This is a genomic window from Streptomyces sp. LHD-70, assembly GCF_031157275.1.
GTDB lineage: Bacteria > Actinomycetota > Actinomycetes > Streptomycetales > Streptomycetaceae > Streptomyces.
In genome coordinates this window covers 410,308-433,583 of sequence record NZ_JAVIFW010000002.1, presented here as the reverse complement: position 1 = coordinate 433,583, position 23,276 = coordinate 410,308, and the positions used below count along the sequence as shown (strand labels likewise).

The following is a 23,276-nucleotide window of genomic DNA, read 5'->3' as shown; positions in this document are numbered from 1 at the left end:
GTATCGACAGCAGTTCAACAGCAGTTCAACAGCAGCGACCAACAGCGAACTTCGAGGTGCGCACCTTGGCTTTCCAGATGCCGGACCGCGGCGGAGGCCCATCGGGGCCACGGATGAGAGTGGGCCGACCCTCCCGGCGGGTCCGCACCCTGCTTCTGACGCTGGGCGTCCTGGCCGTACTGGCCATGCTCTTCGTCATGTTCGCGGGGTTCTGGACGGACTGGCTCTGGTATCGGTCGGTCAAGTACTCCTCCGTCTTCACCACCACCCTGTGGAGCAAGATCGGACTCTTCGCGGTCTTCGGTCTGCTCATGGCGGTGGCGGTCGGCGTGAACATCTGGCTGGCGCACCGTCTGCGCCCGCCGCTCAGCGCCATGTCGATGGAGCAGCAGAACCTCGACCGGTACCGCATGGGGATCGCTCCGTACAAGAAGTGGATCCTCCTCGGCATCACGGCCCTGGTCGGCCTCATCGCCGGAGCCTCGGCCGCGGGCCAGTGGCGCACGTGGCTGATGTGGGTGAACGGCGTCCCGTTCGGTCAGAAGGACCCGCAGTTCGGCATGGACGTGGCGTTCTACGCCTTCGATCTGCCGTGGTACCGCTTCCTGTTGGGCTTCGGCTTCGCGGCCGCGGTGCTCGGCCTGATCGCCGCCGCCCTCACGCACTACTTGTACGGCGGCCTCCGCGTCACCAGCCCTGGCGCGCGTGCCACGGCCGCGGCGACCGGTCATCTGTCGGTGCTGCTCGGCATCTTCGTCGCGCTCAAGGCCGTGGCGTACTGGCTCGACCGGTACGGCCTCGCGGTCAAGTCCAGCGAGTTCAAGGCGGCGGGCAACTGGACGGGCCTCAGGTACGTCGACGCGAACGCGTACCTTCCGGCCAAGACCATCCTCTTCTGCATCGCCGCGATCTGCGCCGTGCTGTTCTTCGCGACGCTCTGGCGGCGCACCTGGCAGCTGCCCGTCATCGGCTTCGGCCTGATGGTGCTCTCGGCGATCCTGATCGGCGGCCTCTACCCGGCCATCGTCCAGAAGTTCCAGGTCGAGCCGAACGAGCAGAAGAAGGAGTCGCCGTACATCAAGGAGAACATCGAGGCGACCCGCAAGGCGTACGGCATCCAGGACGCCAAGGTCACCGACTACTCCGGCAAGGGCAAGACCGGTGAGCAGGTACCCAAGGAGCAGCTGCGCAAGGACGCGGACGCGCAGGCGAGTTACCGCGTGATCGACCCGAACGTCGTCGGTCCGACCTTCGACCAGCTGCAGCGCCAGCGGAAGTACTACCAGTTCCCGACCACGCTCGACGTCGACCGCTACAAGGACGCGAACGGCAAGGAGCAGGACACCGTCATCGGTCTGCGTGAGCTCGACCTCGACGGCATCCCGAAGCGGAACTGGATCAACGACCACTTCACCTACACCCACGGCTACGGCGCGATCACGGCCAAGGGGACCGGCACCGACCCGAAGGCCGACCCGGCCGGCTCCCCGGACTTCACCGAGGCCGGACTGCCGACCAAGGGCCAGCTCGGCGAGTACCAGCAGCGGATCTACTACGGCGAGAAGACCCAGCAGTACTCGATCGTGGGCGGCCCGCAGAAGGAGCTGGACTACGAGGCCGACGGCGAGAGGACCACCAGCTACGAGGGCAACAGCGGGGTCAACCTCTCCAACCCGGTGAACAGGGCGGCGTACGCGGTCGCGTTCAGCGAGCCGCAGATCCTGTACTCGGGTGCGATCGGCGAGGGTTCGCGGATCCTCTACAACCGCACGCCCAAGGAGCGCGTCGAGGCGGTGGCCCCCTGGCTCACCATCGACGGCGACGCCTACCCGGCGGTGGTCGACGGCAAGATCCAGTGGATCGTCGACGCGTACACGACGAGCAACGGCTATCCGTACGCCTCGCGCACCACGCTCGGCGACACCACGGCCGACTCCCTGACCGCCGCCAACAACCAGCGCGCGGTGGTGGCCCAGGAGAACCAGGTCAACTACATCCGCAACTCGGTCAAGGCGACGGTCGACGCGTACGACGGCTCGGTCAAGCTCTACCAGTGGGACGACAAGGACCCGGTCCTGAAGACGTGGATGAACGCCTTCCCGGACACGGTCAAGAAGAAGAGCGAGATCTCCCCGGAGCTGCGCGAGCACATGCGCTACCCGCAGGACCTGTTCAAGGTCCAGCGCGAGCTCATGACGCGTTACCACGTGGAGAGTCCCTCGCAGTTCTACAGCGGCTCGGACGTGTGGCAGGTCCCCAACGACCCGACCAACAACGAGAAGAACGCGGTTCCGCCGTACTACCTGAGCATGAAGATGCCTGGGGACAAGGAACAGAAGTTCTCGCTGACGACGACGTTCACGCCCAACGGACGCCCCAACCTGGGCGCGTTCATGGCGGTGGACGCCGACGCCACCAGCGACAGCTACGGCTCGATAAGCGTGCTGAACGTGAAGTCGGACGTCCCCGGGCCGGCGCAGGTGCAGAGTGAGCTCAACGGTGACCCAGAGGTCGCCGAGTTCGTCCGGAACCTGAGAGGCACCGACTCGGACATCGTCTACGGCAACCTGCTCACGGTGCCGATGAACGACGGCTTCCTCTATATCGAGCCGGTGTACGTGAAGGGTGGCAGCGCGAACTATCCGTTGCTGAAGAAGGTCGGCGTTCAGTACAACCGCAACACCGTCTTCAAGAACACCCTCGGCGAGGCCTTCGACGCGATCTTCGGCGCGGAGGGCGACAGCCCGGATCAGCCACCCACTGACCCGGACCAGCCGCCGTCCACCGACCCGACGGTCCAGCAGGCGCTGGAGGACGCGCAGAACGCCCTCGAGCGCGGCGAGGAAGCCCTCAAGAAGCAGGACTGGCAGGCGTACGGCGAGGCGCAGAAGGATCTTGAAGAGGCCCTGAAGCGCGCGACGGACGCCGAGGCCAAGGCCCGCGAGGAAGAGGCCGGCAACAAGAGCGGAGACAAGGCCGGCGACAAGGCCGGTGTCAACAGCGGAGACAAGGCCGGCGACAAGAACGGCGGCTAGAGGCTGGAGCCGGCGTCGCCGGGAGCGGGCCTTCGCTCCCGGCGACCGGCTCCGACCACCTGGTCAGTCCCGGCGACCGCCCACCACCTGGTCAGGAACCCCTCCCGCACCGTGGTACGGTTGCAACACAACGACGCGGGGTGGAGCAGCTCGGTAGCTCGCTGGGCTCATAACCCAGAGGTCGCAGGTTCAAATCCTGTCCCCGCTACTGAATGACGAAGGCCCGGATCCTGAATCAGGATCCGGGCCTTCGTCGTGCGTGCCCACACCCCTTTTGGCGTAGGGGTGCACCTCGCTGACCGGGGGTGTTGAAGTCATCTGTGCGGCGGGCGGGGCGAGTTGAGAGATCTGTGTTTGACTTATCTCTCTGTGGGCATGTCGACAAAACGTTGTAGTGACCTCACTGGCATGGGTATACCAGGTGTACCCGGGTTGCGGGTGGTGCGACGATGGGCGTTATGGGGGACAAGGCAACTCTGTTGGAAACAGGGCGACTTATGCAGTCGGCCGATGACCGGGACGACCCCGGTGCGGTCGCGGAGGAGGCACGTCATCGGCTCGCCGCCGAGGCCGGTGACGTCGCCTCGATGAGCGTGCTCGGTGCCCTGTTGCTTCGCCGGGGTGACTTCGACGGCGCCGAGCCCTTTCTGCGCGGCGCGACCGCCGAGGGCGACCGCGCCGCGGCCAACAACCTCGGAGTCCTGCTGCACCAGCGCGGGTACGCCGACGAGGCCGCCGGCTGGTGGCGGATCGCCGCCGTCGCCGGATCCGCCCCCGCCGCCCACGCCCTCGGCCGGCATCACCGCGAGCGCGGCGACGAGCCGGCCGCCGAGTACTGGCTGCGCCAGTCCGCCGAGCAGGGCCATGTCCTCGGGGCGTACGCACTCGCCGACCTCCTGGAGCACCGCAGCGACGTCGGCGCCGAGCGCTGGATGCGGGCCGCCGCCGAGCGCGGCCACCGCGAAGCGGCGTACCGCCTCGCCCGTGCCCTGGAGCGCCGCGCCGCCGAGGAGCTCCCGCCCGGCAGCGGCCCCTCCACGGGCACCCGGCACCGCGTCCTCACCGGCGGCCCGCACACCGGACGGCACACCCTGCGCGCGGCCGACGGCGGCGAGGGGCGGCCGGTCGTGTTCGGCGCCGGACTGCTGCGCTCCGCGTCCGTGGTGATCGGCATCGACGAGCCCGCGCTCGACGGACCGGCGGCCGCCGAGGAGACCGGACAGCCGGTCGAGGACCTCGCCGCCGGGGCGCAGCTGACGCTCGCCGAGGAGATCGAGCAGTGGTACCGGCAGGCGGCCGCGCGCGGGCACCGCAGGGCCGCGCTCCAGCTCGGCGCGATCCTGGAGCAGCGCGGCGAGCTGAAGGAGGCGGGCCGCTGGTACCTCATGTCCGCGAAGGACGGCGAGCCGCGCGCCGCCTGCGCGCTCGGCTTCCTGCTGCGTGACGCGGGCGACGAGGAGAACGCCTCGGTGTGGTGGCTCAAGGCCGCCCAGGACGGCGACGGCAACGCGGCCAACGCGCTCGGCGCCCTGCACGCGGAGCGCGGAGAGACGCAGACCGCCGAGCGCTGGTACCGCGCGGCGATGGACGCGGGGGATGTGAACGGCGCGTACAACCTCGGGCTGCTCTGCGCCGAGCAGGGCCGCACGACGCAGGCCGAGCAGTGGTACCGCCGCGCCGCGTACGCCGGTCACCGCGAGGCCGCCAACGCGCTCGCCGTGCTGCTTCTGCAGGTCGGCGACACCGCAGGCGCGGAGCCGTGGTTCTCCAAGGCCGCCGAGGCGGGCAGCGTGGACGCCGCGTTCAATCTCGGCATCCTGCACGCCGGTCGGGACGACGAGGAGGCCGCGCTGCGCTGGTACGAGCGCGCCGCCAAGGCCGGGCACACCGAGGCCGCGCTCCAGGTCGGCATCGCCAAGATCCGCGAGGGCGACCTGCGGGCGGCCGAGCGCCATCTGCGGTGCGCGGCGGGCGGCGGCAGCGCGGAGGGCGCGTACCGCCTGGGCACGCTGCTCGACCGGAGCGAGACGCGGGCGCCCGCCGGCACCGTGCTCGGCGAGGCGGTCAGTGAGAAGAGCGAGTGCGAGGAGTGGTACGAGCGGGCCGCCGAGCAGGGCCACCGGCGCGCCCAGGTGCGCGTCGGCACGCTCGCGGCGGCCCGGGGCGACGTGGTCGAGGCCGCGCGCTGGTACCGCGAGGCGGCGGAGGCCGGCAGCCTCGGCGGCGCGTTCAACCTCGGCCTGCTGCTCGCGCGGGAGGGCAGCGAGCCGGAGGCGCTGTTGTGGTGGACGCGTGCCGCCGACGCCGGTCATGGCCGGGCGGCGCTGCGGCTCGCCCTGCTCTACGCGCGTCGGGGCGATCTTGCCGAGGGGCAGAAGTGGTGCGCCCAGGCGGTGCGGCTCGGTCCGGCGGAGGTCGCCGAGCGGGCGGGCCGGCTGCGGGACGCGCTCCAGCAGGAGCTGACCGCGTAGGCCGTCCGGGTCGCCCAGAACGGTGCCGCGCAGGGCCCCTGAGGCCTCGTACCAAGGAATTTGCGCTGGTCGAAAGCCTCGCGTACTGTTGTGTTCACCGACGCGGGGTGGAGCAGCTCGGTAGCTCGCTGGGCTCATAACCCAGAGGTCGCAGGTTCAAATCCTGTCCCCGCTACTGAAACCGAAGGCCCGGATCCGATTCAGGATCCGGGCCTTCGGCATGTCCGTGACGGAAGCGGCTCCGGCTCCGGCTCCGGCTCCGGCTGCGGCTCGGCTACGGCTTGTGGCCCACCGCCTCCGCGTACAGCTTCCGGTCCACCGCCTCGTCCTCCGGGACGGCCTTCCCCTCGGCGACGCCCGCCTCGCGGTAGGCGGCCTGGAGCCGGTCCGTGGTGCCCGAGCGGATCTCCCAGTCCATCCGGAGCGAGGGCGTCGACCTGAGGACCGGCTCCTCGATCTTCAGCAGCTTCGCCAGCTCGGCGACGAAACCGGGGTCCTTCTTGTAGTCACCCGCGAAGTACGTGTTCACGGTCCTGATGTACGCGCGCAGGAAGGCGACACCCGCGTCCGGGTCCTTCTGCAGCAGGTTCGGGCCGAACAGCAGGCCGCCCAGGGGTTCGCCGAGCGGCTGGCCGCCGAGGAACGCGTACTTCTTGTCGCCGTCGACCTTGCGCCAGACCGGGTCGAGCAGCCAGGCGGAGTCGACGCCTCCGTTCTGCAGGGCGGTCAGGACGTCGGCGGAGCCGAGCTGGCGGAAGTCGACCTTGTCGAGGCCGCCGCCGTGCTTCTTCAGGGTCTTGCTCATCGGGTACGCGATGACCGAGCCCTTGCCGATCATCGTGCCGAGGGTGCGGCCGGCCATCGGTACGTGCTGCGCGGACTGGCCGTTCTTGAGGCGGACCCACAGGCCGCTGCGGGATTTCGGGTCGGGGGAGTAGTTCGCGGCGACCCACTTGATGGTGAAGCCGCCCTTGATGCCGTTCATCACGGCGGCCTCGGGGGCGGCCCACTGGGCGTCGATGTCGCCCTTGGCGAGCAGCGGCAGGGCGTCCGGCGTGGGCAGCACCTTGACGTCCACGTCCAGGCCCTCCTTCGCGAACTCGCCCTTTTCGACGGCCATTTGGAGCGGAGCGACGTATTCGGCGCTGACGGTTCCGGTGGCGACGGTGAGCTTGCGCTTCTTCTTCAGCTTCTGCGGGGCGGGCGCGCCTTTGTCGCAGCGGGCGGGTGCGCGGTCGGGGGCGAGGTCCTCGGGGTCGGTCCAGCCGTGCGCGGTGCAGCCCTCGACCGCCTCGATCGCTCGGGGCTTCGCGGGGCCACCGGTCGGCTGGGGGTCGTCCTCCTTCGCGCAGCCCGCCGAGGCCGTGGCGAGCAGGACTGCGGCGAGGAGCGCGGTGGGCCAGGTCTTTCTCGTACGTATGCGAGTACGGGTGCGGGTGCGCATGGGGCCTCCGTCGGGCGTTGGGGGTTCAGGACTGGCCGCGGCCGTGGTCGCGCGGGGCCCACGGGGTGAGCAACCGGCCGACGAGGCGCACCAGTTCGGAGAAGAGGACGCCGAGGATGGCGACGCAGACGATGCCGACGAACATGATGTCGTTCTGGAACAGCGCCCTGGAGTCGAAGATCAGGTGCCCCAGTCCCTCGTCGGCGGCGATGGACTCCGAGGCGACGATCACCAGGACGGCGACGCCCGCCGCGATCCGCGCGCCCACCAGGACCGCGGGCAGCGAGGCGGGCAGGAGCACGTGCCGGAACATCTGCCAGGGGGTGGCGCCGCAGACCTGGCCGGCGTCGCGGTGGCCGGTCGGGACGGCGAGCACGGCTGCCATGGTGGAGATCCACACGAAGAAGAAGACGGTCGCCGCGACCAGGGCGATCTGCGGGCCCTCGCCGAGGCCGAACATGTTGAGAAAGATCGGCAGGAGCGCGAGTTTCGGTACGACGTAGAGGGCGTCGAGCAGAGGTTCCAGGGCGGCTCGGACCAGTGAGAGCGAGCCCATGAGCAGGCCGAGGGCGTAGCCGCTGACGGTGCCCGCGGCGTACCCGGCGAGCACGCGCTTCAGCGTCGCCCACACGTCCGGCCACAGCTCGCCGTCCGCCGCGCGCGCGATGCCGTCCTCCAGGATGGTCTGCGGCGCCGGATAGATCCGGTCGTCGATCCAGCCCTGAACGGCGGCGAGTTGCCACAGCAGGAGCAGGGCCACGGGCACGGCGACCGCGAGGGACAGTTCGAGGGTGCGCCGGCGGCGGTGGGTGCGGACGGGGTCGAGTTCCTGCGGGCCCGGCTCTCTGACGAGCAGGTCGGGCCCCGGCGCCTTGGTCGTCGTACTCATACGGGCACCGCCTCCGGACGTACTTCGCCGCGCAGGAGTTCCCACAACTCGCCCTTGAGTGCGGTGAATTCGGGGGAGTCGCGGATGTCGCCGGTGCGCGGGCGGGCGAAGGGCGGGCGGCGTTCGGCGATGATGCGGCCGGGGCGCGAGGACATCACGAGGACCCGGTCGCCGAGGACGATCGCCTCTTCGAGGCTGTGGGTGATGAACAGGGTGGTGGTGCGGGTGGCCTGGGTGAGTTCGAGAAGTTCGTCCTGGAGGATCGTGCGCAGCTGCGCGTCGAGGGCGGCGAACGGCTCGTCCATCAGCAGGATCTCGGGTTCCACGGCGAGCGCGCGGGCGAGGGCGACGCGCTGCCGCATCCCGCCGGAGAGCGCGCTCGGGTAGGCCTGCGCGAAGTCGGCGAGGCCCATGCGGGCGAGCAGGGCGTGCGCGCGGGCGTCGGCTTCCTTGCGGGGGACGCGCTGCACGTCGAGGCCGAAGCGGACGTTGGCGAGGACCGTCTTCCAGTCGTAGATGCCGTAGTCCTGGAAGATCATCGCGGCCGGGCGGGCGGAGTCCGTACGTATCTCAAGGCGGCCCGCGCTGGGCCGGAGCAGGCCTGCGGCGATGCGCAGGAGCGTGGATTTCCCGCAGCCGGACGGGCCGACGATGCAGGTGAACTCGCCCGGCGCGACGTCGAGTTCGACCGGGCCGAGCGCGTCGACCCGCCTGCTGCCGCGGCCGAAGGTGCGGGTGAGGGCGGTGGCGTGGAGTTTGGGGGGTGGGGTCGGGTGCGGATCGTCTCCCACGGGTGCTCCCTGCGGTGCGTACGGGTGGTGGCGCCGCAGACGATATGACGGGTCGTCAGATACGGGAAGGGGGGCGGTACGAACCGGCCCGCCTGTCAGCTGCCGCCTGCCCCTGCCCCTGCCGCCTGCCGCCTGCCGCCTGCCCGCCGCCCGTCACCGCAGCGCGAAGGCCCCCGGCACCAGTCAGGTGCCGGGGGCCTCGCTCGGAGTCGTGGGGGTCAGGCCGCCGCGCAGTTGGGGCAGACGCCGCGGTACGTGACCTCGACACCCGAGACCGCGAAGCCGAAGCGCTCGGAGTCGGGGAGGTCGGAGAGCGGGTCGCCCGCCGGGTGCACGTCCCGGATCGCGCCGCACTGGGCGCAGACCAGGTGGTGGTGGGGGCGGTGGGCGTTCGGGTCGTACCTCTTCGCCCTGCGGTCGGTGGAGACCTCGAGGACCTCGCCGAGGCTGACCAGCTCACCCAGCGTGTTGTAGACCGTCGCTCGGGAGATCTCGGGGAGCTTCGACACGGCGCGGGCGTGCACCTCGTCGGCCGTCAGGTGTACGTGGTCCCCGTCGAGGACCTCGGCCACGACGCGCCGCTGGGCGGTCAGGCGCCAGCCGCGTCCGCGAAGTCGTTCCAACAGGTCACTCATGGGGGTCAGCCTAACAGCCAGGAGACCTAAGTCCCGATCGGGTGTGAGTCTAGAAGCTTGCTTGACTTAGACAATGTCTATCGTAGGATCGAGTACGGCAATAGCCAAGGGACAGGACCGGTAGGGAATGACGCAGGAGGCGCACGTGACGCAGGGACCGCTGACCACGGAGGCCGGTGCTCCGGTAGCCGACAACCAGAACAGCGAGACGGCCGGCGTCGGCGGGCCCGTGCTCGTCCAGGACCAGCTGCTCCTGGAGAAGCTGGCGCACTTCAACCGCGAGCGCATCCCGGAGCGCGTGGTGCACGCCCGCGGCGCGGGTGCGTACGGCACCTTCACGGTGACCGCCGACGTGACGAAGTACACGCGGGCGAAGTTCCTCTCCGAGGTCGGCAAGCAGACCGAGACGTTCCTGCGGTTCTCGACCGTGGCGGGCAACCTCGGTGCGGCCGACGCGGTGCGCGACCCGCGCGGCTGGGCGCTGAAGTTCTACACCGAGGAGGGCAATTACGACCTCGTCGGCAACAACACCCCGGTGTTCTTCATCAAGGACGCCATCAAGTTCCCGGACTTCATCCACACCCAGAAGCGCGACCCGTACAGCGGCTCGCAGGAGGCGGACAACGTCTGGGACTTCTGGGGCCTCTCGCCCGAGTCCACGCACCAGGTGACCTGGCTCTTCGGTGACCGCGGCATCCCCGCCTCGTACCGCCACATGAACGGGTACGGCTCGCACACCTTCCAGTGGAACAACGAGGCCGGCGAGGTCTTCTGGGTCAAGTACCACTTCAAGACGGACCAGGGGATCAAGAACCTGACCTCCGCGGAGGCGGAGCTCCTCGCGGGCAAGGACCCCGACTCGCACCAGCGGGACCTGCGCGAGTCCATCGAGTGCGGCGAGTTCCCGACCTGGACCGTGCAGGTGCAGGTCATGCCCGCGGCCGAGGCGGAGAACTACCGCTTCAACCCCTTCGACCTCACCAAGGTGTGGCCGCACGAGGACTACCCGCCGATCGAGATCGGCAAGCTGGAGCTCAACCGCAACCCGGAGAACATCTTCGCCGAGGTCGAGCAGTCCATCTTCAGCCCCGCCCACTTCGTGCCGGGCATCGGTCCGTCCCCGGACAAGATGCTGCAGGGCCGCCTCTTCGCGTACGGCGACGCCCACCGGTACCGCGTCGGCATCAACGCCGACCACCTGCCGGTGAACCGCCCGCACGCCACCGAGGCGCGTACGCACTCGCGTGACGGCTTCCTGTACGACGGCCGCCACAAGGGTGCGAAGAACTACGAGCCGAACTCCTTCGGTGGCCCGCACCAGACCGACCGCCCGCTGTGGGCGCCGAGCGCGGTGGCCGGCGGCACCGGCAACCACGCGGCCGCCACGCACGCCGAGGACGACGACTTCGTGCAGGCCGGCAACCTCTACCGGCTGATGTCCGAGGACGAGAAGGGCCGGCTGATCGACAACCTGGCGGGCTTCATCGCCCAGGTCTCGCACGACGGGATCGCCGAGCGCGCGATCGAGAACTTCCGTCGCGCGGACGGAGACTTCGGCAAGCGTCTGGACACCGCGGTCCAGGCCCTGCGCGGCTGACCAGGCCGTTTGCCGTAGGCCGGAGGGTCGGACTCCCGTGGGGGAGTCCGGCCCTCCTTGCGTTCGTGCGCCGAGGGGGTGGCTTCGTCAGGCCTGAAGCGCCCCCGCGTGGCGGTGGCGCGGGGCCCAGCAGCGGATGATGTCGCGCACCGAGACGATGCCCGCCGGCTCGTTGCCGTCGAGCACGATCAGGTGGCGGAAGCCGCCGTGCGCCATGGCGTCGGCCGCCTCCTCCAGGGTCCACGACGGCGCGGCGAAGACGACGTCGGTCGTGGTGTGGGTGCCCGCGGTCTCCTTGTCCGGGTCCTGGTTCGCGGCGAGCGAGTTGAGGATGTCGCGCTCGGTGAGGATGCCGAGGCCGTTCGCGTCGGTGTCGAGGACGACCGCTGCACCGACCCGGCGGGCGGACATCAGCCGGGCGGCCTGGCGGAGAGTGTGGTCGGGTCCGATCGTGAGGACCATCGTGCTCATGGCGTCGCGGACGAGCATGGGCTGAAGCCACCTCCTGAGGGATGCGAAAAGTGATTCGCCGTTCAAAGAGAAGCGATTCACAAGTTCACAAGTGGGGGGACTTTCAGAGTGGCAGGTCAAGGGAGGGTCAACAAGGGGGAGCGCGAGGGCCGTCCGGTCAGTACCGCCGAATGGGGTACCCGAGAGGATCGGTACCGCCGAATGACGTACCCGAGCGGATCAGTACCGCCGAATGACGTACCCGAGCGGATCAGTACCGCTGGTTGAGGTACCCGAGCAGCTCGTCGTGCAGGTGTCCGTTGGATGCCGCCGCGTTGCCGCTGTGCGGGCCGGGCGTGCCGTCGAGCCCGGTGAAGCTGCCGCCCGCCTCGGTTACCACGATCGCGGTGGCCGCCATGTCCCACAGCGACAGCTCCGGCTCCGCGCAGATGTCGACCGAACCCTCGGCGACCATCATGTACGGCCAGAAGTCGCCGTACCCGCGCGTGCGCCAGCAGGCCCGCGTCAGGTCCAGGAAGCCGTCGAGGCGGCCCTGCTCCTCCCAGCCGCTCAGTGAGGAGTACGCGAAGGAGGCGTCGGAGACCCGGGAGACGTTCGAGACCTGCAGCTTCGTGGCGGAGGTCAGGCTGCGCCCGGTGTACGCGCCCGAGTCCTTCGCCGCCCACCAGCGCCGGCCGAGCGCGGGGGCGGAGACGACGCCGACCACCGGCTGGTAGCCGCCCTCGCCCGCCTCCATCAGGGAGATCAGGGTGGCCCACACGGGCACCCCGCGTACGTAGTTCTTCGTGCCGTCGATCGGGTCGATCACCCAGCGGCGCGGGCCCGTGCCCTCGATGCCGTACTCCTCGCCGAGGATCGCGTCGCGCGGGCGGGCGCGCTGGAGCTGGCTGCGGATGAGCTCTTCGGCCGCCTTGTCCGCCTCGCTGACCGGAGTCATGTCCGGCTTGGTCTCGACCTTCAGGTCGAGGGCCTTGAACCGGTCCATGGTCGTGCGGTCCGCCGCGTCGGCGAGGACATGGGCGAGACGCAGATCATCGAGATAGTCGGGCATGAGCGAACAGTATCGACCGGGCCCGAGCTGGACCACATGGCCCTCGCTCCCTCCCGGCCGAGCGGGACCGCGCGGTGCTCCGTCCTCTCTCCGGACCTGCCCTCGAACCCTTGACAGTGCGTGAGGACGCGTCAACTCTGCACAGGAAGCCGCAACCTACGCCGGGGCGCCGCCCCGCCGGGGAGGCAACGATGCCGGCAGCGCGGGAGTCCCTGCTCGACGCGGCCTGCACGTCGCTTGCGCGCCGACCGTGGCCGGCGGTGCGCATGGTCGACGTCGCCGCGCTCGCCGGGGTGTCCCGGCAGACCCTCTACAACGAGTTCGGCAGCAAGGACGGACTGGCCCGGTCCCTTGTGCGCCGCGAGACCGACCGGTATCTGGCCGGTGTCGAACGGGCCCTCGCCGAGGGCGGGTTGCCCGCCGCTGCCGACTGGACCGTGACGAGGGCGGGCGAGAACGCGCTGCTCAGAGCCGTACTCACTGGCTGCTGGACGGAAGGGCTGCCCGCTCCGGCGCCCACCGCACCCCCTTCCACCTCACTGGTCCCCGCCCAGCGCCGCGCCGACGGGCCGCTGCCCACGCCCGCCGAGGTCATCGCCCTCGTACGGGACCGCGCGGTCGCCGTGCTCGCCCCCGCGACGTCCACCGCCGGGGCCCGCGCCGCCCTGGCCAGGGACTGCGAGGTCGCGCTCCGCCTGGCCCTGTCGTGCCTGCTCGCGCCCGCGGGGGAGTGCGGTACGGCAGGACTCGTACGGGAAGCGGTCGCGCCGATTCCGTACGGGGTGGGGTGGTGAGACGGGTTGGGGTGAGGGGCAGGCGGTGAGAGGGGTTGGGGTGAGGGGCGGGCGGTGAGACGGGGTGCGATGAAGGCGGGGCGGTGAGCTGCTCGCTCAGTGGGCTCCGCCGGAGAGCTGGAGCCCGATGACGCCCACGATGACCAGGGTGATCGAGACCAGCTTCAGCGTGGAGACCACGTCGCCGAGGAAGACCATGCCGTAGATCGCCGTGCCCGCCGCGCCGATGCCGGTCCACACCGCGTACGCCGGGCCGACGTCGAGCCGCTTCAACGCGAGCGTCAGCAGGCCGAAGCTGCTCAGCGCGAACGCGGCGAAGGAGATGGTGGGCCAGAGCCGGGTGAACCCGTGCGAGAGCTTGAGGCAGACGGCGAAGCCGGTCTCCAGGATTCCGGCGACGATGACCAGCAGCCACGCCATGGTTGAGGCCTCCTGCGCCTTGGTGTCCCGGTGAACCGGTGAACCGGTGAACCGGTGAACCGGTGAACCGTGTTTCGCGGACCGCGGACCGCGGACCGTGGACCGCGGACCGCGGACCGGTGTCCGGTTGGTCCCGTCACAGGCCGGGGTGTCCGGCTCGGTGCGATTATGCCTGCACCGTTCGGCCCACGGGGCGCACCACGGCGAGGTCAGTCGCCCTCGCGCCGCTCCCTGGTGGCGAGCAGTCGGCGCAGGGAGTACAGCCTGGCCTGGTCGGCGTGCCCCTCCGCCACCCAGGCGTCGAGCGCGCAGTCCTGCTCGTCGTGGCTGCAGGCGCGCGGGCACTCGGCCGTGCCCGGCTCCAGGTCGGGGAAGGCGTGGATGACACGGGACGGGTCGACGTGGTGCAGCCCGAAGGAGCGCACGCCCGGGGTGTCGATCACCCAGCCCTCGGCGTCCGTCAGGGGCAGCGCGAGCGCCGACGTCGTCGTGTGCCGGCCGCGTCCCGTGACGGCGTTGACATGCCCTGTCGTCCGCCGACGGTCCTTCGGCACCAGGGCGTTGACGAGCGTCGTCTTGCCCACGCCCGAGTGGCCGACGAACGCCGTGACGTGCCCGTCGAGCAACTCCCGCACCCGGTCCGCCGCTTCGCCGTCGGCCAGCTCCTCGCGGCTGGTCACGACGTACGGGAAGTCCAGGGCGCCGTAGGCCTCCAGGAGTTTGTCGGCCGGGGCGAGGTCGGACTTGGTGAGGACGAGGACGGGTTCGAGGCCCGCGTCGTACGCCGCGACCAGGCAGCGGTCGATCAGGCGGGGGCGCGGCTCGGGGTCGGCGAGGGCGGTGACGATGGCGAGCTGGTCGGCGTTGGCGACGACGACGCGTTCGTACGGGTCGTCGTCGTCCGCCGTGCGGCGCAGGACCGAGCTGCGCTTCTCGATGCGCACGACGCGGGCCAGCGTGTCCTTCTTGCCGGACAGGTCCCCGACGACCGCGACCCGGTCACCCACGACCGCCGCCTTGCGGCCCAGCTCGCGGGCCTTCATGGCCATCACGATCCGGTCCTCGACGAGGCAGGTCAGGCGGCCCCGGTCCACGGTGAGGACCATGCCCTCGGCGGCGTCCTCGTGCTTGGGCCTGATGTGGGTGCGGGGGCGGTTGCCCTTCCGGTTGGGGCGGACCCGGATGTCGTCCTCGTCGGGGTTCTTGCCGTAGCGGCGCATCGCGGTGCCTTATCCCTGCTGGTTCCCGAGCTTCTCCAACATGCCCGTCCACATGTCGGGGAAGTCCGGCAGGGTCTTCGCCGTCGTCGCGACGTTCTCGATCTGCACGTCCTCGACCGCGAGCCCGATCACCGAGCCCGCCGTCGCCATGCGGTGGTCGTCGTACGTGTGGAAGGTGCCGCCGTGCAGTGCGCGGGGGCGGATGTGCAGGCCGTCGGCGGTCTCCGTGACGTCACCGCCCAGGCCGTTGATCTCCTTGGTGAGCGCGGCCAGGCGGTCCGTCTCGTGCAGCCGCAGGTGGGCCACGCCGCGCAGCGTCGACGGGCCGTCGGCCAGGGCGGCGACGGCGGCGATCACCGGGGTGAGCTCGCCGACCTCGCTCAGGTCCACATCGATGCCGTGGATCTTGCCGGAGCCGGTGAACTCCAGGCCCTGCGCGGTCAGTTCGCAGCTGCCGCCCATCTCCGTGAAGATCTCGCGCAGCTGGTCGCCGGGCTGGGTGGTGCGCTCCGGCCAGTCGGGAATCGTGACGCGGCCGCCGGTGACCAGGGCCGCCGCCAGGAACGGCTGGGCGTTGGACAGGTCCGGCTCGATCGTCAGGTCACGGCCGCGCAGCGGGCCGGGGGCGACCTTCCAGACGTTCTTCTCGCCGCCCGACTCCGGCTCCTCCACCTGGGCGCCGACCTCACGCAGCATGTCGACCGTCATCCGGATGTGCGCCATGGACGGCAGGCTGCTGCCGACGTGGCGCACCTCCACGCCGTCCTCGAAGCGCGGCGCCGACAGCAGCAGCGCGCTGACGAACTGGGAGGACGAGGACGCGTCGATCTCGACCCGGCCGCCCTTCAGGGCACCGGTGCCGTGCACGGTCAGGGGGAGGGCGCCGCGGCCCTCGTCGTCGATCTCCGCGCCGAGTGCGCGCAGGGCGTCGATCACGCCGTGCAGCGGGCGCTCGTACGACCTCGGGTCGCCGTCGAAGCGCACCGGGCCGTCGGCGAGCGCCGCGACCGGGGGCATGAAGCGCATGACCGTGCCCGCGTTGCCGACGTCGACCGTGGCCGGGGCGCGCAGGGCGGCGGGCAGCACGCGCCAGGCCTCGGCGCCGTCCGGACCCGTCTCTTCCTCGATGCCGACGCCGAGGGCGCGCAGCGCGGCGGCCATCAGAAGGGTGTCGCGGGAGCGCAGCGGGCGGCGCAGGACGCCCGGCTCGGCGGCGAGGGCCGCCAGGACGAGGGCGCGGTTGGTGACCGATTTGGAACCGGGCACGTGGACCGTCGCGTCGACGGCTCCGCTCGCGGTCGGGGCGGGCCAGAGGGCGGTGTGCGCGGGATTCTCGGTCATGCCCACACTTTAATCGCTGCGCCCGCGCCCGGATTTTGCCTGTGGATAACTCTCGCCCGCTCGCCGTGGAACCGTAACGCCCTTGGTCGGGGCGGGTCTCACAGCCCGAGCAGCCACCGTCCGCCGCCAAGGAGCGAGCAGATCGAGACCGCGTGGAACAGGAACAGCCACAGCCCGGCCGGTACATGCGTGAGCCGCGAGAGCTGATCGGCGTCCGAGTCCGGCGCCCCGCCGTGGCGCCGCTTGCCCTGCAGCTCGAAGGCCGGGCGCACGCCGCCGAGCAGCAGGAACCAGACCACCACGTACGCGAACAGCGCCTGCACCTCGGGCGGGGCCAGCCAGGAGATCAGCACGAACGCGCCACCGGTGACGATCACCGTGAGGGCGCCGTAGGCGTTGCGGATCATCACGAGGAGGGCGAGGAGCAGGGCCGTCGCCAGCCAGAGCAGCAGCGTGATGTGGTTCGCGGCGAGCAGCCAGGCGCCGCCGAGGCCGAGCAGCGGCGGAGCGGTGTAGCCCGCGGCGGCGGTCAGGATCATGCCGATGCCGGTGGGCTTGCCGCGGCTGACGGTCAGGCCCGAGGTGTCGCTGTGCAGCCGGATGCCGTCGAGCTTGCGGCCGGTGAGCAGGGCGATCAGGCCGTGCCCGCCCTCGTGCGCGATGGTGACGGCGTTCCGGCTGAGCCGCCAGAGGCCGTGCGGGACGACCGCGGCGAGGGCGACCACCGCCGTGGCGATCACCAGCCACAGGTCCGGGTCCGGCTGGCTGCCGAAGACGCGGTCCCACAGGTCCGCCACGGCTGTGGCTGAGGTGATGTGCATGCGCGGAACAGGCTCCCGTCTCGGTACGACGATCTGGCAGTGTGGCACGTATGTGCGGATGCTGTCTGAGACGCCGATGGAGCAGCGGCCGTTCCTGACGGCGAACATCCAGGTCGACGGGTGAGAGGCCCGGAACGATCCGGGGTGCGCGCTACCTGTGCTGACTCCGGCCTCCGGTGGCCCGCCGCACGCCTCAGGGCGCGGGCGGCTCCGAGGCGACGGCTTCTGCCCGCATTCCCGTCACGACCACGGTGACGACGCAGAACGCGATGAGCGTCTCCGCCCAGAGGAAGGCGATGTAGTCGAGCAGGGAGCCGATGGGCGGCGTGCCGGGAGCCGTGTTGCGGAAGGCGGCCAGCGCGAAGAGCGTGGCGGCCATCCAGCCGAGGGCGGGCCAGGTCAGGCCCTTGCCGCGGCTGACGAGGAACCAGGTGCCGATGAGCACGGCGAGGGCGAGTGCCCACATCGCGGCCATCATGAACACGGCGAAGACGAGGACGCTGCTGGAGCGCGCCAGGTCGACGGAGAACACCGCGACGCCGTCCGCATCGGACGCCTCGACCAGGGCCGAGAACAGCGCGTCGTTGTTGGACAGCGTCATGCGGACGGGGACGGCCTCGCCGCCCTGTACGGCACCGAACTCGAGGACCGCCGCGTAGGCGTCGAACGGATAGTCCGTGATCGATCCGCCTGTCAGGGTGACCGGTACGTCCACGGTCGCGATCCGGCTGTGTGCCGGGAAGGTGAGGTCGGTGCGGATCGAGGGCGAGGTCTGCAGCGTGAGGCTCCGTACGGGCGAGATGCCGCCCGCCTCCCCCAGGCTTCCGCGCGGGGTGACCATGACCCGCAGGACCAGCTCCCTGCCCGCGGCGTCGACGCGTTGGACCGATGCGTCGACGTCCACCCGGTCGGGAGCCGAACTGCCCGCGCGGTACCGGGTGTCCAGGTCCTGGCGCTCACCGAACTGCAGCCAGACCCCAACGGCCGCGGCGGCCGCCACGGCCAGCAGGACCAGCCCCGCGAGCAGCAGACCGCGGGGCCGGTGGAGGAGTCGCATGGCGACCACAGTCCTTCGCCGGGAGGGGATCAGTCGACCGGCTTGCCGGGCTGATCGTGGGTGGCACAGTGGATGCCGCCACCGCCGGAGGCGATCGTGTCGATCGGGATCTGCACGATGTCGCGGTCGGGGAAGTGCTCCTGAAGGATGCTCCGCGCGCGCTTGTCGGCCTTCCGGTCACCGAACTTGGGCATGAAAACGGAGTCGTTGGCGACGTAGAAGTTGGCGTACGTCGAGACGAAGTCGTCGCCCTCGCCGGTGATCTCGTACAGGTCGGGCTGCGGCAGGTCGATCACCTCGAAGGGCCGTCCCTTGGCGTCGGTCGCCTTGCTCAGTACGGCGTTCGCCTGGTCCGCCGAGCGTGACCAGGAGTCGGCGGGAGTGTCGGGATGCGCCCGGTCCAGGAGGACCACGCCGGGTGCGACGAATCGTACGAGGCTGTCCACGTGGGCGTCGGTGATGTCCTGACCGCGTACGCCTGCCAGCCAGATGACCTTCTGCATGCCCAGGGTCTTCTTGAGCTCGGCCTCGATCTGGTCCCGGCTCTTTCCGCGGTTGCGGTTGTCGTTGACGATCGAGCTCTCGGTGATGAGGAGGGTGCCTTCGCCGTCGGTCTCGAAGGATCCGCCCTCGGAGACCAGGGGCGCCTTCCGGCGCGGGATGTCGTACTCGGCCAGGAGGGTGCGGCCCACGCGGGCGTCGTTGGTGTGCTCCTGCTTGTTCCCCCAGCCGTTGAAATTGAAGTCGACACCGACGACCTTGCCGCCGTCCTCCACGAACACCGGCACGGTGTCGCGGGCCCACAGGTCGTCGACGGCCAGTGGGATCACCTCGACGTCGCGCCCGCACGCCTTCTGGGCGGCCTTCTGCTGGTCGGGCCTGGCCATCATCACGACGTACTCGTACTCCGCGATGGCGCGGGCGATCCGCGCGATGTCCTCGCGTACGTACGGGAGGTCCTCCGCCCAGACCGAATCCAGGGCGGGCCACGACATGAAGGTGCGTGCGTGGCTCTCCCACTCGGCTCCCATGCGCAGTCCCTCGGCGGACGTGTTCTCGTCGCCGGCGGTCGCGGCGCCCGCGAGATCGTCGCCGGGTCCGCAGGCCGAGGCGCCCAGGACCACCGCGCCGATGCCTGCGATGGCCCGGAGTGCCGAGCGGCGGGAGGGGAGGTAGGGGTGGGGGAGAGACACGAGTGAACTCCGATCATCGTGATGGGGATCAAGCTATCCGTCGGCATGGCCGGGCGCCCGGTGGGAGCGGGGCACGGACGGGCGTGACACGTGAAGGGCGAGATGCGGGCAGAGCCGCTCGCTGCGTCGACTCTGACACGAACTGAAAATTCAGTCAAAGAGTGGTGCGTCCCAGAGTGGTGCGTCCCAGAGTGGTGCGCCTCAGCTGGCTCAGCTCCACCGCGATGGCCTCGCGCAGGAGCTCGCGGGCGTGCGGCAGGGGCAGGATCCCGCCGAGCCACCGGGTGCTGAGGCCCTCCAAGGTCGCGGTGAGGCGCTCGGCGGCTGCCGTGAGGGCGGTCGGCGGCGCGTTTCGGTGGATGCGGCCGAGGGTGTCGGCGAGTGCGTCGATCCAGCGCAGCCGCGCGTCCGACAGCGCGGTGCGCAGCTCCGGGTCGAAGACGGCGGAGGCGCGCAACTCGCCCCAGGCCGTGCTGTTCTCGCGCACTTCGGCGCGGTCCTGGAGCTCCAGCAGGAGCGCGCGCTCCAGCTCTCGCCGAGGGCTGCGGGGCGGGTTGGCGGCCTGTACGCGGACGGCGGCACCCTCGGTCCGTGCGTGGTGGGCGGTGTAGCGCTGCGCTCGGTCACTGATGAACTCCAGGGTCCGGCGCAGGATGTCCGCACGGCCTTTGAAGTGGTAGTAGACGAGCGCCGTGGACACGCCCGCCTCGGCGGCGATGTCCGCCACGCGAAGCCCGCGGACCCCGCGCCGGGCGATGACGCCGGCCGCCGCTTCCAGGATGGCTGCCCTTCGCTCGGTCGCCATGCCGGTCCCCATGTCGGCCCCCATGCCGTGCAGTATTGACTGAATTTTCAGTTAGCATACATTGACTGCGGGCGGCCCGCCGCCCCGCGCGCGGGTGCGGAAGCCGACCTCTCCGTGACCGGCCCCCTCGCACCGAAACCCGGCACCCTCTCGCCGAAAGAGCCCTCGCATGTCCACTCAGCCTTCCGGGGCGCAGTCCGCCCACGCCCTTCTGTCGGCCGACGATCCACGCGAGATCGGTGGCTACCCGCTCCACGCCCGGCTTGGCGCGGGCGGCATGGGGATCGTCTACCTGGCCCATACGCCGGGCGGGCGGCCGATCGCACTCAAGGCGGTCCGGGACGCGTTCGCCGCCGACCCCGAGTTCCGTCGGCGCTTCGCCGACGAAGTGGCCAGCGCTCGAAGCATCCACGGCCTGTTCACCGCTCAGGTGGTGGACTCCGGAGCGGACGCCCCCACGCCGTGGCTGGCCACCGCCTACGTCCCCGGCCCCTCCCTGCAGCAAGTGGTGGAGCGGCACGGCCCGTTGCCGGTGCGGACGGCGCTCCTGCTCGTGGCGGGCATCGCCGAAGCGCTGCAGGCCATTCACGGGGCAGGGGTGGTGCACCGGGACCTCAAGCCGGCCAACGTGCTGCTCGCCGGGGACGGGCCCCGCGTCATCGACTTCGGCATCGCCCGCGCGGCTGACGCCACCGGCATGACCGGCACGGAGCTGAGAATCGGCACCGCTGCGTATATGGCACCCGAGCAGGCAGTGGGCCGGACCGTGACCCCGGCGACCGATGTCTTCGCGCTCGGAGCACTTGCCGCTTACGTGGCCGGGGGAGTGCTCCCGTTCGGCGGCGGTCCTGAGTCCGCCGTGCTGTACCGGGTGGCCCACGAGGAGGTAGACCTGTCCCGGGTTCCGGCGGAGCTGTACGACCTGGTGCGGCGCTGCCTGGACGGGCGGCCTCCCGGACCGGAACACGTCCACGTCCACGCCCAGCCCACGCTCACCGACTTCGCCGCTGCCCCGCTCGCCCAGGCCGCTCCCGGCGGCGGCGGCGGACGGGAAGGGCCCGCGCCACACCGGGCCCGCAGGCGCCGCGGACGCCGGGTCGTCGCCGCTCTGGTGGCCGCGTTCCTGCTGTCCGCCGGAGGCACCGCGTACTACGTGCTGGAGTACCGAAAAGGCACGGAGCGCGCCTCGGCGGACTCGGCGTACTCGGCAGACCCGGGCGGCTCGGCCGACCGGTCGCCCACGCCGTCCTCCGGGCCGCCCACACCATCGCCCCGCCCGTCCTCCTCCGCGCCCGATCCGGTGTACGTGCCGGACTACGCGGACGCCGAACTCACCTCCCCCGACCCCGACTACGAGTTCGACCTCGCGGCGGGCAAGGTCGTCCCCGTCGAGACCGTTCAGTGGTATCTGGAGCGCGCTGAGGGCGAGTTCGTCCTTCCCGAGGACAGTGACGCTTTCGTGGCCGCCGGATACGTACTGAGTCCCGACGACTGCGTACGGGGCATCGAGCGGGAGCCGGTGACCGCCCTTCCGTACGACGAGTTGGCCGACGAGCGCCCCTTCTGCGTCCGGAGCCCGGACGGGAAGAGCATCGTCGTCCTGCGGTTGATCGAGGCCGTTCCGGGGGAGGGGCCCGTCACGGTGGTCCTGAGCGGGTACCGGGAGGACGGCTGACGGGCCTCCGGCCCGGATCGCCCCCTTCGGCCCGGATCGGGCTTCCTGCGCCCCGGTTCGGGCTTCCTTCGGCCGGGCGCCGCCCCGTCCGGCCACCGGTCGGCCGAGATCACCGGGCCGCTGAGGGCCCGGTAAGGTTCGGATCCATGGCGACTCGCACGACACAGATCCTTGAAGCGGCCGCACGGCTCATCGCCCGCCGTGGTGTGCGCGGTCTGCGCGTCGAAGAACTCGCCACCGAGGCAGGCGTCTCGACCGGCTTGATCTACTACCACTTCAAGGACCGCACCGGAATCCTGCGCCACACGCTGGAGTTCATCAACGATCGCGCCGAGCGCTACACGACGGGCCGCGCTGCGGACGCCGAACCGCTCGAACCGCGTGCGGAACTGGAGGAGATCCTCCTCCTCGAACTGCAGGACACCCCCGAGGTCAGGGAGAACAGCGCCGCCTGGGGCGAACTGCGGGCGAGCGCCGTGTTCGACCAGGTGCTTCGCGAGGACCTCGCGAGGGCGACCCTGGTGTGGGGGCAGGAGGTGGCGGCCCTCCTCGGGCACGTACAGCCGATGGCCCCGGCGCCCGCTCTCGCGGCGGCCGGTGAGCGGCTCACCGCCCTCCTCGAAGGTCTCAGCATGCGGTGGCTCAGCGGCGGCCTCGACCTCGGCCACGCGCGCGACCTGATGCGGGGCGCGATCGACGCCGAACTGGCCCGGCTGCAGGGGAAGTAGCAGCACCGGCACTGCCGCGCGGCACCGTTCCGTTCCGCCTGCCCATCTCTGTATCCCATCTCCGTATCCCACCTCTTCCTCGCCGCCGCCCGAGCCCTGGACTGAAAATTCAGTCAGTGCCACAGTGAGGCCGTCGGCAGCCTCCGAGCATCGAGGCCCCGGAGCTCCCGGAACCCCTGGAACCCCCGGAGCGAGGAACGAACCCATGCCACTTACTCCCGCAGAACGTGACCGGCTGCTGCTGTTCACCACCGCCGAACTCGCGCGATCCCGGCAGGCGAGAGGGCTGCTGCTCAACGTCCCGGAAGCCACCGCCCTGATCGCCGACACCGTCGGCCCGCACGCGGCACCGGGCCCGAACAGGCGCACCTTCCTGGCGGCGGCGGGGCTGACCGCCGTCCAGATGCCCCTGGCCTCGGACGACGACGCCTACGCCGAGGACGCCCGCCGGCAGTACCGCATCCTCACCGAGTCGACGACCGCCGACGGAGGACCGATGGAGGTGCGCCGGCTGCAGGGTCCGGACTACGGCAGGATCCGGTCCACCGACCCGGGCTTCCTGGCCTCCTACGCCAACTACTACCTCTGCAACGACGCGGTCGTCTGCGCCCACTTCGGCGACACCGCCGCGGACGAGGCCGCGAAGGCTGGCCCGCCGCTACCCCGACCGCACCGTCGAGCAGTTGGACATCGACCGCCTCGGCACCGGAGGCGGCGGCATCCACTGTGTGACGCAACAGCAGCCCGTGCCGTAGGCCACGGGGCACGGACCACCTGGGCCCTGCGCCCGTACCTCTGGACGGAGGCGATCAGGTGGTCCGTTACGGTGGTCGCCGCT

At 70.8% G+C, this 23,276-nt stretch carries 20 protein-coding genes, 2 tRNA genes and 1 pseudogene; 10 read left to right on the top strand and 13 right to left on the bottom strand.

All coding sequences use genetic code 11. From position 1 onward, the window contains the following. The first annotated feature begins 77 nt into the window (after positions 1–77). The 4 genes from RCO28_RS06960 (at position 78) to RCO28_RS06945 (ending at position 5,681) form a co-directional block, all read left to right on the top strand. Positions 78–3,035 (top strand): UPF0182 family protein, encoded by a 2,958-nt coding sequence (locus tag RCO28_RS06960; RefSeq protein WP_308940305.1) that lies wholly within the window; start codon positions 78–80, stop codon positions 3,033–3,035. 134 nt (positions 3,036–3,169) lie between these two features. Continuing rightward, positions 3,170–3,243, top strand: a tRNA-Met gene (locus RCO28_RS06955). A gap of 241 nt (positions 3,244–3,484) precedes the next feature. After that, positions 3,485–5,506, top strand: a complete 2,022-nt coding sequence (locus RCO28_RS06950; RefSeq protein ID WP_308940070.1) for a tetratricopeptide repeat protein — start codon at positions 3,485–3,487, stop codon at positions 5,504–5,506. A 101-nt stretch (positions 5,507–5,607) separates the two neighbouring features. Next, a tRNA-Met gene (locus tag RCO28_RS06945) sits at positions 5,608–5,681 on the top strand. Positions 5,682–5,780: 99 nt separating this feature from the next. Here RCO28_RS06945 and RCO28_RS06940 read toward each other — a convergent pair. The 4 genes from RCO28_RS06940 to RCO28_RS06925 form a co-directional block, all read right to left on the bottom strand. Beyond that, a complete protein-coding gene (locus RCO28_RS06940) occupies positions 5,781–6,950 on the bottom strand; it encodes an ABC transporter substrate-binding protein (RefSeq protein WP_308940069.1) in 1,170 nt (389 codons plus the stop codon). A gap of 25 nt (positions 6,951–6,975) precedes the next feature. After that, positions 6,976–7,839 (bottom strand): ABC transporter permease, encoded by an 864-nt coding sequence (locus tag RCO28_RS06935; RefSeq protein ID WP_308940068.1) that lies wholly within the window; start codon positions 7,837–7,839, stop codon positions 6,976–6,978. Continuing rightward, the gene (locus RCO28_RS06930; RefSeq protein WP_308940067.1) at positions 7,836–8,630 is read right to left on the bottom strand and encodes an ABC transporter ATP-binding protein; all 795 of its coding nucleotides are present in this window, start codon (positions 8,628–8,630) and stop codon (positions 7,836–7,838) included. The genes RCO28_RS06935 and RCO28_RS06930 overlap by 4 nt, the downstream gene beginning before the upstream one ends. Before the next feature lie 218 nt (positions 8,631–8,848). Then, on the bottom strand, positions 8,849–9,265 hold the full coding sequence (locus RCO28_RS06925; RefSeq protein WP_308940066.1) for a Fur family transcriptional regulator: 417 nt from the start codon (positions 9,263–9,265) through the stop codon (positions 8,849–8,851). Between the two features lie 127 nt (positions 9,266–9,392). Between RCO28_RS06925 and RCO28_RS06920 the strand changes: the two genes are divergently transcribed. Then, entirely contained in the window at positions 9,393–10,862 is a 1,470-nt protein-coding gene (locus RCO28_RS06920) for a catalase (RefSeq protein ID WP_308940065.1), read from the top strand. Positions 10,863–10,949: 87 nt separating this feature from the next. Here the strand turns inward: RCO28_RS06920 and RCO28_RS06915 are convergent, their stop codons facing one another. Both RCO28_RS06915 and hisN read right to left on the bottom strand, forming a co-directional pair. After that, positions 10,950–11,351, bottom strand: coding sequence for a CBS domain-containing protein (locus RCO28_RS06915; protein ID WP_308940064.1), 402 nt, complete (start codon positions 11,349–11,351; stop codon positions 10,950–10,952). 232 nt (positions 11,352–11,583) lie between these two features. Further along, positions 11,584–12,384, bottom strand: coding sequence for a histidinol-phosphatase (gene hisN, locus RCO28_RS06910; RefSeq protein WP_308940063.1), 801 nt, complete (start codon positions 12,382–12,384; stop codon positions 11,584–11,586). A gap of 191 nt (positions 12,385–12,575) precedes the next feature. Between hisN and RCO28_RS06905 the strand changes: the two genes are divergently transcribed. Further along, positions 12,576–13,178, top strand: a complete 603-nt coding sequence (locus tag RCO28_RS06905) for a TetR/AcrR family transcriptional regulator (protein ID WP_308940062.1) — start codon at positions 12,576–12,578, stop codon at positions 13,176–13,178. 96 nt (positions 13,179–13,274) lie between these two features. On the opposite strand, the gene RCO28_RS06900 is transcribed toward RCO28_RS06905, so the two are convergent. From RCO28_RS06900 to RCO28_RS06885, 4 genes are all read right to left on the bottom strand, one after another. Next, positions 13,275–13,598, bottom strand: coding sequence for a multidrug efflux SMR transporter (locus RCO28_RS06900; RefSeq protein WP_308940061.1), 324 nt, complete (start codon positions 13,596–13,598; stop codon positions 13,275–13,277). Between the two features lie 209 nt (positions 13,599–13,807). Continuing rightward, positions 13,808–14,818, bottom strand: coding sequence for a ribosome small subunit-dependent GTPase A (gene rsgA / locus RCO28_RS06895; RefSeq protein ID WP_308940060.1), 1,011 nt, complete (start codon positions 14,816–14,818; stop codon positions 13,808–13,810). Between the two features lie 9 nt (positions 14,819–14,827). Further along, positions 14,828–16,159 (bottom strand): 3-phosphoshikimate 1-carboxyvinyltransferase, encoded by a 1,332-nt coding sequence (gene aroA, locus RCO28_RS06890; RefSeq protein ID WP_308940059.1) that lies wholly within the window; start codon positions 16,157–16,159, stop codon positions 14,828–14,830. Between the two features lie 98 nt (positions 16,160–16,257). Beyond that, entirely contained in the window at positions 16,258–16,980 is a 723-nt protein-coding gene (locus tag RCO28_RS06885) for a M50 family metallopeptidase (protein WP_308940058.1), read from the bottom strand. Here RCO28_RS06885 and RCO28_RS06880 point away from each other — a divergent pair. Then, on the top strand, positions 16,979–17,104 hold the full coding sequence (locus RCO28_RS06880) for a hypothetical protein (protein WP_308940057.1): 126 nt from the start codon (positions 16,979–16,981) through the stop codon (positions 17,102–17,104). The two genes, RCO28_RS06885 and RCO28_RS06880, sit on opposite strands and share 2 nt — an antisense overlap. Before the next feature lie 69 nt (positions 17,105–17,173). Here RCO28_RS06880 and RCO28_RS06875 read toward each other — a convergent pair whose 3' ends face one another. The 3 genes from RCO28_RS06875 to RCO28_RS06865 all read right to left on the bottom strand — a co-directional run bounded on the left by RCO28_RS06875 (position 17,174) and on the right by RCO28_RS06865 (position 20,059). Continuing rightward, positions 17,174–18,037, bottom strand: coding sequence for a DUF4436 family protein (locus RCO28_RS06875; RefSeq protein ID WP_308940056.1), 864 nt, complete (start codon positions 18,035–18,037; stop codon positions 17,174–17,176). 29 nt (positions 18,038–18,066) lie between these two features. Further along, positions 18,067–19,230: an agmatine deiminase family protein gene (locus RCO28_RS06870; protein WP_308940055.1), complete on the bottom strand. Its 1,164-nt coding sequence runs from the start codon at positions 19,228–19,230 to the stop codon at positions 18,067–18,069. 154 nt (positions 19,231–19,384) lie between these two features. Next, the gene (locus tag RCO28_RS06865; RefSeq protein ID WP_308940054.1) at positions 19,385–20,059 is read right to left on the bottom strand and encodes a helix-turn-helix domain-containing protein; all 675 of its coding nucleotides are present in this window, start codon (positions 20,057–20,059) and stop codon (positions 19,385–19,387) included. Between the two features lie 145 nt (positions 20,060–20,204). On the opposite strand from RCO28_RS06865, the gene RCO28_RS06860 reads away from it, so the two are divergent. The 3 genes and pseudogenes from RCO28_RS06860 (at position 20,205) to RCO28_RS06850 (ending at position 23,193) form a co-directional block, all read left to right on the top strand. Beyond that, complete coding sequence (locus tag RCO28_RS06860; protein ID WP_308940053.1) at positions 20,205–21,710, top strand: serine/threonine-protein kinase; 1,506 nt, start codon at positions 20,205–20,207, stop codon at positions 21,708–21,710. 146 nt (positions 21,711–21,856) lie between these two features. Then, on the top strand, positions 21,857–22,438 hold the full coding sequence (locus tag RCO28_RS06855) for a helix-turn-helix domain-containing protein (protein ID WP_308940052.1): 582 nt from the start codon (positions 21,857–21,859) through the stop codon (positions 22,436–22,438). Between the two features lie 205 nt (positions 22,439–22,643). Next, positions 22,644–23,193: pseudogene (locus tag RCO28_RS06850) on the top strand (agmatine deiminase family protein). Positions 23,194–23,276 lie beyond the last annotated feature (83 nt).

What these genes read in the sequence shown, in the direction of transcription:
- RCO28_RS06960 (WP_308940305.1), top strand. Translation starts at nt 78, where the DNA reads ATGCCGGACCGCGGCGGAGGCCCATCGGGGCCACGGATGAGAGTGGGC.
- RCO28_RS06950 (WP_308940070.1), top strand. Translation starts at nt 3,485, where the DNA reads ATGGGCGTTATGGGGGACAAGGCAACTCTGTTGGAAACAGGGCGACTT.
- RCO28_RS06940 (WP_308940069.1), bottom strand. Translation starts at nt 6,950, where the DNA reads ATGCGCACCCGCACCCGTACTCGCATACGTACGAGAAAGACCTGGCCC.
- RCO28_RS06935 (WP_308940068.1), bottom strand. Translation starts at nt 7,839, where the DNA reads ATGAGTACGACGACCAAGGCGCCGGGGCCCGACCTGCTCGTCAGAGAG.
- RCO28_RS06925 (WP_308940066.1), bottom strand. Translation starts at nt 9,265, where the DNA reads ATGAGTGACCTGTTGGAACGACTTCGCGGACGCGGCTGGCGCCTGACC.
- RCO28_RS06920 (WP_308940065.1), top strand. Translation starts at nt 9,393, where the DNA reads ATGACGCAGGAGGCGCACGTGACGCAGGGACCGCTGACCACGGAGGCC.
- RCO28_RS06915 (WP_308940064.1), bottom strand. Translation starts at nt 11,351, where the DNA reads ATGCTCGTCCGCGACGCCATGAGCACGATGGTCCTCACGATCGGACCC.
- hisN (WP_308940063.1), bottom strand. Translation starts at nt 12,384, where the DNA reads ATGCCCGACTATCTCGATGATCTGCGTCTCGCCCATGTCCTCGCCGAC.
- RCO28_RS06905 (WP_308940062.1), top strand. Translation starts at nt 12,576, where the DNA reads ATGCCGGCAGCGCGGGAGTCCCTGCTCGACGCGGCCTGCACGTCGCTT.
- RCO28_RS06900 (WP_308940061.1), bottom strand. Translation starts at nt 13,598, where the DNA reads ATGGCGTGGCTGCTGGTCATCGTCGCCGGAATCCTGGAGACCGGCTTC.
- rsgA (WP_308940060.1), bottom strand. Translation starts at nt 14,818, where the DNA reads ATGCGCCGCTACGGCAAGAACCCCGACGAGGACGACATCCGGGTCCGC.
- aroA (WP_308940059.1), bottom strand. Translation starts at nt 16,159, where the DNA reads ATGACCGAGAATCCCGCGCACACCGCCCTCTGGCCCGCCCCGACCGCG.
- RCO28_RS06880 (WP_308940057.1), top strand. Translation starts at nt 16,979, where the DNA reads ATGCGCGGAACAGGCTCCCGTCTCGGTACGACGATCTGGCAGTGTGGC.
- RCO28_RS06885 (WP_308940058.1), bottom strand. Translation starts at nt 16,980, where the DNA reads ATGCACATCACCTCAGCCACAGCCGTGGCGGACCTGTGGGACCGCGTC.
- RCO28_RS06875 (WP_308940056.1), bottom strand. Translation starts at nt 18,037, where the DNA reads ATGCGACTCCTCCACCGGCCCCGCGGTCTGCTGCTCGCGGGGCTGGTC.
- RCO28_RS06865 (WP_308940054.1), bottom strand. Translation starts at nt 20,059, where the DNA reads ATGGGGGCCGACATGGGGACCGGCATGGCGACCGAGCGAAGGGCAGCC.
- RCO28_RS06860 (WP_308940053.1), top strand. Translation starts at nt 20,205, where the DNA reads ATGTCCACTCAGCCTTCCGGGGCGCAGTCCGCCCACGCCCTTCTGTCG.
- RCO28_RS06855 (WP_308940052.1), top strand. Translation starts at nt 21,857, where the DNA reads ATGGCGACTCGCACGACACAGATCCTTGAAGCGGCCGCACGGCTCATC.